The organism is Sphingopyxis sp. BE235 (assembly GCF_031457175.1).
GTDB lineage: Bacteria > Pseudomonadota > Alphaproteobacteria > Sphingomonadales > Sphingomonadaceae > Sphingopyxis.
The window spans coordinates 444,953-457,538 of sequence record NZ_JAVDWC010000002.1 but is presented as its reverse complement, the minus strand read 5'-3'; the positions used below and the strand labels follow the sequence as shown (position 1 = coordinate 457,538).

At 63.1% G+C, this 12,586-nt stretch carries 12 protein-coding genes and 2 tRNA genes; 7 read left to right on the top strand and 7 right to left on the bottom strand.

Annotated features, from left to right (window positions below; all coding sequences use genetic code 11):
- Nucleotides 1-3 precede the first annotated feature (3 nt).
- The 3 genes from J2X38_RS09425 (at nt 4) to J2X38_RS09415 (ending at nt 2,043) form a co-directional block, all read left to right on the top strand.
- Nucleotides 4-642, top strand: a complete 639-nt coding sequence (locus J2X38_RS09425; protein ID WP_058537945.1) for a carbonic anhydrase — start codon at nt 4-6, stop codon at nt 640-642.
- Between the two features lie 14 nt (nt 643-656).
- The gene (locus tag J2X38_RS09420) at nt 657-1,238 is read left to right on the top strand and encodes a hypothetical protein (protein WP_058537946.1); all 582 of its coding nucleotides are present in this window, start codon (nt 657-659) and stop codon (nt 1,236-1,238) included.
- A gap of 103 nt (nt 1,239-1,341) precedes the next feature.
- A complete protein-coding gene (locus J2X38_RS09415) occupies nt 1,342-2,043 on the top strand; it encodes a DUF899 family protein (RefSeq protein WP_058537947.1) in 702 nt (233 codons plus the stop codon).
- Between the two features lie 381 nt (nt 2,044-2,424).
- On the opposite strand, the gene J2X38_RS09410 is transcribed toward J2X38_RS09415, so the two are convergent.
- Together J2X38_RS09410 and ettA are read right to left on the bottom strand one after the other, a co-directional pair.
- Nucleotides 2,425-2,829 carry a PaaI family thioesterase gene (locus tag J2X38_RS09410; protein ID WP_310253439.1) on the bottom strand — a complete coding sequence of 135 codons (405 nt, stop codon included), beginning with the start codon at nt 2,827-2,829 and terminating at the stop codon, nt 2,425-2,427.
- 50 nt (nt 2,830-2,879) lie between these two features.
- Entirely contained in the window at nt 2,880-4,559 is a 1,680-nt protein-coding gene (ettA, locus tag J2X38_RS09405; protein WP_058537949.1) for an energy-dependent translational throttle protein EttA, read from the bottom strand.
- A 130-nt stretch (nt 4,560-4,689) separates the two neighbouring features.
- On the opposite strand from ettA, the gene J2X38_RS09400 reads away from it, so the two are divergent.
- The 4 genes from J2X38_RS09400 (at nt 4,690) to J2X38_RS09385 (ending at nt 7,213) form a co-directional block, all read left to right on the top strand.
- Nucleotides 4,690-6,090, top strand: coding sequence for a M28 family peptidase (locus J2X38_RS09400; RefSeq protein ID WP_405053448.1), 1,401 nt, complete (start codon nt 4,690-4,692; stop codon nt 6,088-6,090).
- A 204-nt stretch (nt 6,091-6,294) separates the two neighbouring features.
- Nucleotides 6,295-6,618 (top strand): hypothetical protein, encoded by a 324-nt coding sequence (locus J2X38_RS09395; protein ID WP_156419659.1) that lies wholly within the window; start codon nt 6,295-6,297, stop codon nt 6,616-6,618.
- A gap of 47 nt (nt 6,619-6,665) precedes the next feature.
- Nucleotides 6,666-7,097 carry a VOC family protein gene (locus J2X38_RS09390; RefSeq protein ID WP_310253435.1) on the top strand — a complete coding sequence of 144 codons (432 nt, stop codon included), beginning with the start codon at nt 6,666-6,668 and terminating at the stop codon, nt 7,095-7,097.
- Nucleotides 7,098-7,136: 39 nt separating this feature from the next.
- Nucleotides 7,137-7,213 (top strand) — tRNA-Pro (locus J2X38_RS09385).
- A gap of 48 nt (nt 7,214-7,261) precedes the next feature.
- Here the strand turns inward: J2X38_RS09385 and J2X38_RS09380 are convergent.
- From J2X38_RS09380 to J2X38_RS09360, 5 genes are all read right to left on the bottom strand, one after another.
- On the bottom strand, nt 7,262-8,122 hold the full coding sequence (locus tag J2X38_RS09380) for a hypothetical protein (protein WP_310253433.1): 861 nt from the start codon (nt 8,120-8,122) through the stop codon (nt 7,262-7,264).
- Between the two features lie 7 nt (nt 8,123-8,129).
- Complete coding sequence (locus J2X38_RS09375; RefSeq protein WP_310253431.1) at nt 8,130-9,605, bottom strand: M20 family peptidase; 1,476 nt, start codon at nt 9,603-9,605, stop codon at nt 8,130-8,132.
- Between the two features lie 70 nt (nt 9,606-9,675).
- Nucleotides 9,676-9,751: transfer RNA gene (locus tag J2X38_RS09370), tRNA-Ile, on the bottom strand.
- A 69-nt stretch (nt 9,752-9,820) separates the two neighbouring features.
- Nucleotides 9,821-10,858, bottom strand: coding sequence for a polysaccharide deacetylase family protein (locus tag J2X38_RS09365; protein ID WP_310253429.1), 1,038 nt, complete (start codon nt 10,856-10,858; stop codon nt 9,821-9,823).
- 34 nt (nt 10,859-10,892) lie between these two features.
- Entirely contained in the window at nt 10,893-12,533 is a 1,641-nt protein-coding gene (locus tag J2X38_RS09360; RefSeq protein ID WP_310253426.1) for a histidine kinase dimerization/phospho-acceptor domain-containing protein, read from the bottom strand.
- Nucleotides 12,534-12,586 lie beyond the last annotated feature (53 nt).

Here is a 12,586-nt window from a genome sequence, read left to right as displayed (position 1 = left end):
CACATGACTCACTTTGCAGATATGATCGATGGCTACCGGCGTTTCCGTAACGGCGGCTGGCAGCAACAGCGCGAACGCTGGAACGAACTGGCCGAGGGGCAATCGCCCAAGGTGATGATCATCGCCTGCTCGGACAGCCGATCCGAACCGTCGCAGATTTTCGACACCAATCCCGGCGAAATCTTTGTCGTTCGCAATGTCGCGGCGCTGGTGCCGCCGTTCGAGACAACGCCCGGACGTCACGGCGTCTCGGCGGCGCTCGAATTCGCGGTGCAGTTTCTGAAGGTCGAGGAAATCGTCGTGATGGGTCACGGCATGTGCGGCGGGTGCCACGCCGCACTGCATCGGTCGATGGCAGGCGCCGAACCAGGACGCGGCGGTTTCATCGCCGACTGGATCGCAATGCTCGACGAGGCGAGCGAGGAGATTCGCGCGCAATATCCCGATTTCGACAATCGCGATGCGGGCCGCGCCATGGAGATGGAAGCTGTGCGCGTGAGCATAGCGAATCTCAGGACTTTCCCCTGTATCCAGGAAAAGGAAAATCGCGGCACGCTGAAGCTGCGCGGCGCCTTTTTCGCGATCAGCGACGGCGTGCTGCACGTGATGGACGAAACGTCGGGAGAATTTTCTCCCGCCTGACAGGGGAGGTCGGGATGAGCGGCAAAAATGCCATGTGGCTGACGATCATTGCGATCGCGGCCGTTTTCGGAGCTTTCATTGGCCCGCCAGTCTTTGAGGCGATTGGCGACGAGACGATGATGATCGTCGCGCCCATCCTGCTTATCCTGTTCATCGGCGTTATCGTTTGGGCTCTGTCGAGCAACAAGCGCGGCATAAAAGCGGATGGCGGCCTTGTCGCCGATGCCCGGAAGATGGAGCCCCCGACAGGCAAGGCCCGCATCTATGTCTGTCGCCGCGGCTTCGTCGCCGCACTCCAGGGCATGAACGTCACGCTCGACGGCACGGCCAGCGGCCAGATCAAATCGGGCCAGATGCTGATGGCCGACGTCGACCCCGGCAAGCATCATCTCCACGTCGCGACCGCGAAAGCGAGCCTCGCGCGGCCCGCCGAGTTCGAGATCGATCTCGGCGCGGGCGGGGTCGTGGTGATCCACGCGATGATCGAGATGGGTGCGCTCAAGGGCGATGTGAAACTGACCCGACTCGACGCCAAAAGCGCGCGCGACAATGTCCATGCGACCAAGCTGATGCTGTGGGAGGCCGCGCCCGCATGACGGCGCCGCGGCGCGCGACGAAGCGACGCAGGGCTGCGGGCAACCGTGAAACTCCGCCGCAACAATGACGTTGATGACACGTTCTCCAAAAAAGGAGAACTTGATGGCCCTTCGCCAAACCCTGTCGGCTGCGCCGGCGCTTGCTTCGCGTAGACATGCCTTTCCCGGCGAAGATGAAGCCTATACCAAAGCCCGAAAATCACTGCTCGCCGAAGAAATCGACCTGCGCCGAAAGATGACGCGGCTGGCCGAACAGCGCCGTGCGCTGCCGCCCGGGCCACTGATGAAGGATTACCGGTTCAAGGATGCAAACGGCGCCGAGCTCGGGCTGGCCGAGCTGTTCGGCGAGCATGACACATTGGTCGCGTATTTCTGGATGTACGGCCCCGAACGCGAGCGCCCCTGCCCGATGTGCACCAACTGGCTGGGCGCGGTAAACGGCAATGGAAACGACATCAAGCAGCGCATCGCGCTCAAGATCATCGGGCGCAGCCCGGTCGAACGGCAAAAGGCGTTCGCACAGGAGCGCGGCTGGCAGGCGCTCGATTTCGTGCAGACCGTCGGCGACGATTATGCGCGGGATTTCAGGCTGCTCAACGCCGACGGCGGTGAAAACCCGGCGCTCGCGGTGTTCAAGCGTAACGGCAGCGGCATCCGGCTGTTCTGGAAGAGCGAAATGACTGCAGCCATGGCCGACCCGGGGCAGGATCCGCGCGACGCGCCCGACATCGCGAGTCTGTGGAATATCCTCGATCTGACGCCGTCGGGCCGCGGCACCGACTGGTATCCGTCGCTGGAATATTGAGGCTTAAAGCCACAAAAGCCCCGCATGCGCGTATCGAAACTGTGTCCTTTGTGGCTTTAAGGCGACAAAGGATACGGATGTGCGCGCCGGAAATGTCTCCTTTGTCGCTTTAGGCGGAGGAGCGGAATTTTGACGAATTCAAAGAGCCGAAACCGACGCTGGCATACCGGAACAATGTAGGAAAGCCGTGTTTTGAGCGGTTACCGGTCGCGTCGGAAGCAGACTCCTCCTCCTTTCGTCATCCCGGACTTGATCCGGGATCCATTAGCGCGACGGTAGCTGTGGACCCCGGATCAAGTCTAACGAGCCACGTGTCTCGTTAGAGGGTGACGATGATAAAGAAAGTCGGCTATCGATCGCCAGCGGAGGCTCGGAATCCCCTCAGGGAATAGCGTAAGTCACATTCGCCTGCCCGACTGGCTTGTCGGCGTCGTCGGTCCAGATGCGGATATCCATCACCGCCAGCCTTTTGCCGAGGCGCAGCATATGCGCGTCGGCAAACAGCGGCCCGGGGCGGCAGGGGCGCAGGAACTGGTAGTTGAGCGCGCTCGTCACCGCCATCGCGACCGGGCCAATATGCGCGAGGACGAGCGCATAGGCCGCCATATCGGCGAACCCCATCTGCGTCGGGCCCGAGATCAGCCCGCCGGGGCGGAGCGCCTTGTCGGTCGGGTCCATTCGCGCCTGAATGAAACCCGGCGCGGCAGACACGACGTGACCGCGCGATCCGGGTTCGGAGTGCGGAAAGGCCGCCTTCAGAAATTCGTTGAGCGCGTCCGCATCCATGCGGATCGCGCCCGACGAAATCGGTGACTGCCCCTCCCCGCTCATCCCGGTCAGCGCGTCAGCTTCTTGTACGACGTCGCATGCGGGCGCGTCGCGTCGTCGCCGAGGCGGCGGATCTTGTCCTCTTCATAGGATTCGAAATTGCCTTCGAACCATTCGACATGGCTGTCGCCCTCGAACGCGAGGATATGCGTCGCGAGGCGATCGAGGAAGAAGCGGTCGTGGCTGATGACCACCGCACAGCCCGCGAAATTCTCGAGCGCTTCTTCGAGCGCGGCGAGCGTTTCGGTGTCGAGATCGTTGGTCGGTTCGTCGAGCAGCAGAACGTTGCCGCCCTGTTTCAGCATCTTCGCCATATGGACGCGGTTGCGTTCGCCGCCCGAGAGCTGGCCGACCTTTTTCTGCTGGTCGACGCCCTTGAAGTTGAACGCGCCCACGTAAGCGCGCGTCTGCATCTCGTGCTTGCCGATGTTCATCATTTCGGCGCCGCCCGAGATTTCCTGCCAGACATTATTGTCGGGTTTCAGGTCGTCGCGGCTCTGGTCGACGAAGCCGAGATGGACGGTGTCGCCGATCGTCACCTTGCCGCTGTCGGGCGTTTCCTGCCCCGTGATCAGCTTGAACAGGGTCGACTTACCCGCGCCGTTCGGACCGATCACGCCGACGATGCCGCCGGGCGGAAGCGAGAAAGACAGATTTTCAAAGAGCAATTTGTCGCCAAAGGCTTTCGAGATATTCTCGACCTCGATCACCTTGCCGCCGAGGCGCTGGGGAACCTGGATGACGATCTGCGCCTTGCCGGGGATGCGCTTTTCCTGCGCTTCGACCAGCTGGTCGAAGCTTTTGATACGCGCCTTCGATTTGGCCTGGCGGGCTTTGGGCGACTGGCGGATCCATTCGAGCTCGTCCTTGATCGCTTTCTGGCGACCGGCGTCCTCGCGCGATTCCTGCTCGAGGCGCTTGCCCTTCTTTTCAAGGTAGGTGGAGTAGTTACCCTCGTAGACGAAATAGCGACCGCGATCGAGTTCGAGGATCCAGTTCACGACATTGTCGAGGAAGTAGCGATCGTGGGTGACGAGAATGACGTTGCCCGGATAGTCGACGAGATGCTTTTCGAGCCACGCCACGCTTTCGGCGTCGAGGTGGTTGGTCGGTTCGTCGAGCAGCAGGATCGAGGGCTTTTCGAGCAGCAGGCGGGTGAGCGCGATGCGGCGCTTTTCACCGCCCGACAGGCTTTCGACGCTCGAATCGCCGGGCGGGCAGCGGAGCGCCTCCATCGCGATTTCGAGCTGGTTATCGAGCGTCCAGCCGTCGACCGCGTCGATCTTTTCCTGAAGCGTGCCCATTTCCTCCATGAGCGCGTCGAAATCGGCGTCGGCGGGCGGATCGGCCATCAGCGTGCTGATCTCGTTGAAGCGGTCCATCATGTCGGCGACGCCGCGGACGCCGTCCATGACATTTTCCTTGACCGTCTTGGTCGGGTCGAGCTGCGGTTCCTGTGCCAGATAGCCGACGGTGATCCCCTCGCCTGCCCACGCCTCGCCGGTGAACTCCTTGTCGATGCCGGCCATAATCTTCATCAACGTCGATTTACCGGTGCCGTTCGGGCCGACGATGCCGATCTTGGCATCGGGATAAAATTGCAGGCTCAAATCCTTAAGCGTCGGCTTTTGCGCGCCGGGATAAGTCTTGTTCAGACTTTTCATCACGAAACTATATTGGGCGGCCATGGATATGCTCCGGTATGGGCTGGGCCGCGCGCGCGGCCGGGAGAGTTATGAGTTGCGCGCCGGTTAGCGAATGGGCGCGCGATTGGCAATCGGCGCTTGCGCGCGCGAGGCGCGCCGTTACGAAAGCGGCATGAAAATCCCCCATCGCTCCACCCGCTTAGCCGGAATCGCCGCCCTTCTCCTTATCACCGCCAGTTCCGCCGCATCGGCGCAACCGGCGCAGAGCGCTGCTGAACTGGCGCAGCGCGGCGATGATCCCGCATGGGCGATCGCGCGCGACCTGACGACAGACGTCGGTCAGCGCATGGCCGGGACCGACGCCGAAGCCGTCGCGCGCCGCTGGGCCGTGCGGCGGCTGCAGGCAATGGGCTTTGCTCATGTCCGCGAGGAAGCGTTCGACATGCCCGTGTGGGTACGCGGCGCCGAAGAGGCCTGGTTGACCAGCAGTCTCGTGCCGCAGAAGCTCGCGATTACCGCGCTCGGGAACAGCGCCTCGACCGGACCCAAGGGGATCGAGGGCGAAATTGCCTATTTCGAGAGCTTCGATGCGCTGGCCGCGGCGCCCGATGCGGCGGTGAAGGGCAAGATCGTCTTCATCGACCATGACATGAAGCCGACGCAAGACGGAAGCGGCTATGGCTATTATGGACGCGGCCGGTTCACCGGCCCCAATGTCGCGGCGAAAAAGGGCGCGATCGCGATCGTGATCCGCTCTATCGGCACCGACAACCACCGGAACCCGCACACCGGCGTTACCAATTTCGACGCCGAAGTGAAGCCGATCCCGGCAGGCGCGATCTCGAACCCCGATGCCGATCAACTTGCCCGGCAGTGGCAACGCCCGCAGCCGGTGCGCACCGACACGGCGCCGCACCTCAAGATCAAGCTGATCCTGACTCCGCAGAACCTGGGCACCCGCAAGTCGGGCAATGTCATCGCCGAAGTGCCGGGCAGCGACCCCGCCGCAAGCCCCGTGATCGTGGCGTGCCACCTCGACAGCTGGGATCTCGGCACAGGAGCGATCGACGACGCCGCGGGCTGCGGGATCATCACCGCCGCCGCCAAGCATGTGATGACGGCCGGCCAGCCGCGCCGCACGATCCGCATATTGTGGGCGGGCGCCGAAGAAGTCGGCGTGTTCGGCGGCAAGGCTTATTTCGACGCACATGGGAAAGAGAAGCACGCCGTCGCGCTTGAGTCGGACTTTGGTGCCGACCGCGTATGGCGGGTCGATTTCAAACTGCCCGACAGCGCCAAGGCGCTTTCGGACCGGATTTCCGCCGCGGTGATGCCGTTCGGGGTCGTGCGCGGGAAGCAATCGGCGAACGGCGGCGCGGACATCGGCGCGCTCGTGCAGGCCGGGGTTCCGGCGATCGATCTGGCACAGGATGGGACACGCTATTTCGATATCCACCACACGCCCGACGATACGCTCGACAAGATCGACCCCGCGCAATTGCGGCAAAATGTGACAGTTTGGGCCGCGACTCTGGCGATTCTGGCGAACAGCTCGAACGACGAGCTTCCCTAGTGTGACGGAGAAATGACAGAATCCCGCCGCCGCCGACCATCTCAATTATTTTTGTTGACGATTCATGCGGAACGGCTAAATCCCGCGGCTCGCGGTACGGGAAGTTTTCCCGGACGCGTTAAGGCATTTTAGGGAGCCCACACATCATGAAGAAGTTTGCTGCTATCGCCGTTGCTGCCAGCATGTTCGCCCTCGCCGCTTGCGGTGAAAAGGCTGCTGAAGAAGCCACCACCGAAGCTCCTGCCGCTGAAGCGGTTGCTGAAGAAGGCGCCGACGCCGCTGCTGCTGGCGCTGAAGCCGCTGCCGCTGGTGCCGACGCTGCTGCTGCTGGTGCAGAAGCTGCTGCTCCGGCCGCTGACGCTGCTGCAACCGCTGCTGCTCCGGCTGACGCCGCTGCTGCTCCGGCCGCTGCTGCTCCGGCTGAAGAAAAGAAGTAAGTCGCAGCCCTTCGGGGCGTTGACTGAAACGAGATTGGGGCGGTCTTCCTTCGGGAAGGCCGCCTTTTTCTTTGCCTGCACGGCGAGATGAAACCCGGTGGGCGGTCAGGCGTCATTCGGGTTGGAAAGGAAAATCCGATGCCGACGCCCACCCCGCCCTTCGATCTCAGGGGGCTCGATCATATCGTTTTGCGGGTCACGAACCTCGACCGGATGCTCGCCTTCTATCGCGAGGTTGTCGGCTGTATCGACGAACGCGAGCAGGCGGAAATCGGCCTGTTTCAGCTGCGCGCCGGGCAATCGCTGATCGATCTCGTGACGATCGACGGCCGCCTTGGCGCGACCGGTGGCGCGGCTCCAGGCAGCGAGGGGCGGAATGTCGACCATTTCGCACTCGCCATCGCTCCGTTCGACGAGGCCGCGATCCGCGCACATCTTGATCGCCACGACGTCGCTATCGAACAATCGGGACCCCGATACGGCGCAGAGGGCGAAGGCCCGTCGATCTATTTCCGCGATCCCGAAGGAAATCTGATCGAACTCAAGGGTCCCGCGACAAGCAACGTATAGACTTGCGGCCCGGCGCTGTCTAAGGCGCGGGGCAGTAGTCGGGGAGTAGCGCAGCCTGGTAGCGCATCTGCTTTGGGAGCAGAGGGTCGTAGGTTCGAATCCTATCTCCCCGACCACATTAGCTTTCAAAGTAGGTCGTGATAGAATCAGGTGGCCCTGTCGAGCTAAAATTTCTCGCTGCTCGCTGGCGTGTTAGAAATTTCGGACGCATCCCGCTCAACCTTTTTTACTGCGTCCATAATAGTCGCGGCTTTCTTCAATGCTTCGCCGTCTGCGCGCTCACCATCGAGCTCTCGTTTGATTTCGACTAGAATGTTTTGCTTAATCTCATCAAGAAAATGATAGTGAGATGTGACATCTCCTTCATCAATCACTTTAGCGCGATGTGGCAAAGCAGCCTTTAGCACATTTTTCATGTGATCTAGTTTAACAAATTGATTTGCGTCCTTGATGCCTATTGTTAGCATTTTCATAATAGCCCAAGATCCAATTATGACAGACGAATAGGCGGAGTAGGCAGACCACAATGGTTCTTCTACGTATGGCCGCTCCACTTCTGCTCGCAGACCGGAAATAGTCTCCTCGAAATCTTTAACGAGCATCATCATTTCGAGCATCTCTCGAAGGTTCTCGTTTTCGGGCACCTCTTTCGCGACTGCGTCCAGCTTCAACATAGACAACGTCAAAGCGGGGCCTTGTAGACTACTCAGTTTCAGAACGGCGTCCCAAAGATGATCGACAGCTTCAAGTCGTCTCTTATCAATCTGAGCCGCGCGACTTGCTCGACCACTTAGAGCGCCATCACGAAGTACAGAGATTTCCGCCTCTCGATTTCGAAGATTGCTTTTAAGACGCTCTTCGGAGTTCCGCAGTTGGCTACGAATTTCTTCAGTTTGAATATCGACGGTCACCTTCACTCGACTCTCGATGAAAGTTTTTAGCCAGACACGAACACCAAATGCGAAGATGCCACATAGAGCCAATGCGATTGCCAAGACCGAGGCCGGAAGCTGTATCAAATGCATCCCAATCTTACCCGGCCGACGTCGCGATCAGCCGCGCATAGAAATCGATCATCCGCTTGAAACTGTCGATCGTCATATGTTCGTTGGTGCCGTGGATCATCGCGGTTTCCTTGAGCGTGAAGTGCATCGGCATGAAGCGGTACACATCCTCGGAAATCGGCCCCATGCTGCGGCTGTCGGTCGCGCCGACGACCAGGAATGGGGCGACGATGGCATCGGGCGCATCGGCGCGCGCCGCCGCGACGACATATTTCCAGCCTTGCGAGCTGGTCGACGACACGCGCGACGGCTCGTTCGGCGGTTTCACCCAGCTGAGACTGACCGGCGCATCGCCGACCGCCGCCTTCGCGCGCGCCATCACGTCGGCCGAGCTGTTCCACGGCGCGATACGATAATTGATCAACGCCGTGGCCGATTGCGGCAGCACATTTTCCTTGGGGCTTCCCTGAAGCATCGTCGGCGCGATCGTCGTGTGGAACGCCGCAGCCGACGAAGGCGAAGCCGAAAGCTGCTTTTTCAGCACCGGGCCGAGCAGCCACTGGTTCGCGACCGCCAGCTTCGTCGTGCCGCCCTTGTGCGCAGCCAGCGCCTCGACCATCGCCGCACCGGGGCCGCGCATTTCGATCGGGAACGGGCTTTCGGTGATCGCGAGCACGGCGCGCGCCAGCGTCGTCACGCCGGTTTCGGCGGGCGGCATCGAACTGTGCCCGCCGGGTGCGTTGGCGGTGACCTTGAGCGTCGCATAGCCCTTTTCGGCGACGCCGATCAGGATGGCGGGCCCGTCGATCACCGGGGTGTCGCGCAGCACGACGCTGCCCTCGTCGAGCGTGTAGAGCGCACGCACGCCCTCGGCCTTCAGCTTGGCGGCAGCCGCGACAGCGCCCGATCCGCCGGCTTCCTCGTCGTGCCCCGACACGAGGTAGATGCCGCGCTTGGGCTGGAAGCCTTGCGCCGCCAGCGCCTCGATCGCTTCGAACAGCCCGATGAGCGAGCCCTTGTCGTCGACCGTGCCGCGGCCCCACACCGCCTTTTCGGCGATCGTTCCCGCAAAGGGGGGATATTTCCAGTCCTTTTCGGTGCCCTCGGTAACGGGCACGACATCCTGATGCGCCATGACGATGATCGGTGCGAGCGACGCGTCGCTGCCCGGCCAGTGATAGACGAGCGTCCGGTTCGGCAGGATCGTGCGCGCCATGACGCGGTGCGTCGCCGGATAGGTCGCCGCGAGCCAGCTATGCAGCCGGTCCCATTCGGCGACGTCATTCTCGGCCGGGTCTTGGTGCGAGATCGTCTTGATCTGCGCCGCGGCGCTCAGATGGCCGACGGCGGCATCGAGATCATAGGCCGGCACGGCGGCGAGCCGGATGGCGCTGCCGTCGGCGATGTCCTTGGGCGCGAAGGTCGCGGTCCGTACCGCCACCGTCCCAGCAACCACAGCAACGATCGCAAGACCGCCGAGCAAAATCATTCGCCGCTTCCCCATGTCCCTCTCCTTCTGCCCGCGCAATGGAGAGGTATCGGTTTCGATTTGCAAGGGAAAATGGTGGAGGAAATGGTGGGCCCGGCAGGACTCGAACCCGCAACCTAGCCGTTATGAGCGGCCAGCTCTAACCGTTGAGCTACAGGCCCCCTTTTTGAAACCCGGTGGGGGTGTGCGGGCGATAGCGGAGGCCGCGCCGCATTGGCAAGCGCCAACGATCAGGATGCCGGCTTTGAAGGAACCCTTCGTTCGGCCATCGCCAATATTCCCGCGGCGGTAGTCGCCTCAACGCCGCGGCGCGCGAGGTGGTCGAGCACAATGTCCCACCAGCGATAGAAGAGGTAGAGATCCGCAACACTGCGGACATAAGGCGTATTTCCCGGCTGCAGCGACGGCGAGTGGAACGAGAAGTTGAGCACCGGAAGGCGCGCCGCGATCGCGATATCGATCGCCTTGCACGCGCGTTCGGCGGGGATCCCCTCGGGCGTCAGCGCGATCCGCTCGACAAGCCCCAGACGCGCGAGCGCGGCGCCGGCGTGGGTGCCGTTTCGCGCGACGCGGTGATAGATGCGGCGTCCCGCTCCCCCGAGCAAGCCGCCGAAGACGGTGGTGACCGGCATCTCGAGCACGGCGCCCTGCCCCGTCCGAACCCACCAGGGATGCAGCGGCGCGTCGCGATAGTCGGGGCCGTGCCCGGCGCGATAATCGAACCCGCTGCGCACCGATGTGTCGCAGCGGAAGCCCAGTTCGGCGAGCATCGCGGCGGTGTCGGAGCCGAGGCCGTAACGGCCGGCGCGGTAGACGACCGGCGCGATGCCGAAGCGATCGCGGATCGCATCACGCAGCGCCGTCATCTTCGCGCGCTGCAACGCGGCGGGCAGGCTTCCGGTATAGCTGTTGCGCTCGTTCACATCCTCATCGTGCGGCGGGGTTACCCAGGGATGGAGCTGCGCGCCGATTTCGCAGCGGCCGCCATCCTGCGCCGCACCCAGGATGCCTACCGCGCGGTCGTCGGCGACGATCGGCCAATCGACCAGATAGATGGGGCGAACCGCGGCACGCTCGAAATAGCTCTGGCATTCGGCGAGCGCGGGAACCGACGCGAGACGATAGCCGGTGCGCGCGAAGGGCGCGGCCCAGTCGAAATCCTCTTCGGTGTCGATCGTGACCCAGAATCGGGGGCGCTCACCGGCGTCCAGTTCGATCAGGTCCGATGCGGCCGGATACGCAAAGAAATTGCCCGCAGGCTGCACCATGCTCCCCTTTGCCCCGAAAGGCTGGCCGACAGACCTACTCGCCTTGCTGGGCTTCCAGCTCGACTTCGGCCTTTGAGTTGGCGGAGGGCAGGTGCAAGGTCAAGGCGTTATGCCCGATATCGAGGCGTCCCCCGCTACCGCGCGCGAGGCTGTCGACGAGGCGAAGCGAGAAACCGAGGCTGAGCACCGCGGCGCCGGGCGCTTCGCCTTCGGGGCTGAACCCCGGGTCGAGCAGGTCCGCCGCCGTGGCAAAGCGGATCGTCGCGGGGCGGACGACCCGCAGCTGGAGCATGTCGTCGTGCCGCGATTCGGTCACCAATTGCCCAACCAATATTGCCCCCGGTTCGGATACATCGACCAGCGCCGTCAGCAGGCGGCCAACCATCCGCCGGACATCCGCGTCGCCGGCAAGCCCGAGGAACGGTCCCCCGACGCGCGAGATGCTGAGATCGACGCGCTGGTCAGCGAGGAGCGCGGCAAGTTCGCTTTCGACTTGCGTCACCACCACGCCGATATCGACGACCTCGTCCGACGGGGCGCCGGTGCCCGCCGAGCCGCTGCGCGCCGCGGTCTCCAGATCGTCGATGATCGATTGTACCGACGCGGCATCGGCGACGATCGTTTCGGCCATCCCACGATAGCCGTGACTGACCGGCCCGAACATCTGTCCCGAAATAATCTGCGCAAAACCCGAAATGGCATTCAGCGGGCTGCGAAGCTCGTGGATGAGCTGACGGATCGAATCGCCCGAATCCTCCGACGCCGGCCGCCCAAAGGGCATTTCATTGCGGTGCGGGCGGCGCGCGCTCGCGCGGTAACCGCGGAACTGCCCTGTCGCCGGGTCGAACCAGGGCAGCGCCGAAAACCGCCATTCGCCCGCCTCCGCCGGCGTCCCTTCCAGCAGCATGCGCGCGTTGATGATTTCGGCGCGCTGGCGAAAGGCGCCCGCGGCAACGCCGTCGGTGCCCGGCTCGCCGCCATAGGCCGCCTCGGCGATCGACAGGCCGATCACCGCGCCACGCGTCACGCCCTCGACCCAGTGGACGACGCCATCGGGGCCGGTTTCGAACAGGAATGCCGCGCGCGGCGCCCGCGATTGGGCGGGCTGAGTGCGCGTCGACTGATATTTGTCGATCCGACGAACGAGTTCGCTGATCTGGCTCGGATGCCCCTCGCTCGCGGGTTCGGGCGTCGCTTCGGCTGTGGGAGCCGGTTCCTCGTGCGCGGCGGCTTCGGGTTGCGGCAGCGCGACCGACGCGCTGCCCAGGCTGGCGAGCGCGCGATAAACACCGTGCGGCAAGTCGGAGCGTCCCGCCAGCACCGACCGTGCCATCGCGCTCGTCGCCGGCAGCAGCGCCAGCCAGTCGGCTTCGGCGAGCCGCGCATCGCGCAGCATGATCGCCGACACCGCCGGCACATCATTGGCATAGAGCGCGACGAGCGGTGCAAAACGGCCATGGCGCGCGACGGCGCGCGCGCAGTCGCGCCGTACCGATTCGGGCACACGCTGCCTGAGTACGGCAAGCGCGTGCAGGCTGCGGCGAATATCGTCATCGGACAGTTGATTGCCGCGCTGCGCCAGAATATCGGTAAGTTGTCGCCAGGCAGTGATGCTCGCACGGCGATCCGCAGGCGCCTGGCGCAAGATGGTCGCAATCATCGAGTCAGCAGTCACGCGAAATCAGCCCCACAGCCTTGGTCGTTGGTTAGCATATGCTTACCGGCTAG

Coding starts and splice junctions, on each gene's coding strand:
- J2X38_RS09425 (WP_058537945.1), top strand. CDS start 4: ATGACTCACTTTGCAGATATGATCGATGGCTACCGGCGTTTCCGTAAC.
- J2X38_RS09420 (WP_058537946.1), top strand. CDS start 657: ATGAGCGGCAAAAATGCCATGTGGCTGACGATCATTGCGATCGCGGCC.
- J2X38_RS09415 (WP_058537947.1), top strand. CDS start 1,342: ATGGCCCTTCGCCAAACCCTGTCGGCTGCGCCGGCGCTTGCTTCGCGT.
- J2X38_RS09410 (WP_310253439.1), bottom strand. CDS start 2,829: ATGGATGCGGACGCGCTCAACGAATTTCTGAAGGCGGCCTTTCCGCAC.
- ettA (WP_058537949.1), bottom strand. CDS start 4,559: ATGGCCGCCCAATATAGTTTCGTGATGAAAAGTCTGAACAAGACTTAT.
- J2X38_RS09400 (WP_405053448.1), top strand. CDS start 4,690: ATGAAAATCCCCCATCGCTCCACCCGCTTAGCCGGAATCGCCGCCCTT.
- J2X38_RS09390 (WP_310253435.1), top strand. CDS start 6,666: ATGCCGACGCCCACCCCGCCCTTCGATCTCAGGGGGCTCGATCATATC.
- J2X38_RS09380 (WP_310253433.1), bottom strand. CDS start 8,122: ATGCATTTGATACAGCTTCCGGCCTCGGTCTTGGCAATCGCATTGGCT.
- J2X38_RS09375 (WP_310253431.1), bottom strand. CDS start 9,605: ATGGGGAAGCGGCGAATGATTTTGCTCGGCGGTCTTGCGATCGTTGCT.
- J2X38_RS09365 (WP_310253429.1), bottom strand. CDS start 10,858: ATGGTGCAGCCTGCGGGCAATTTCTTTGCGTATCCGGCCGCATCGGAC.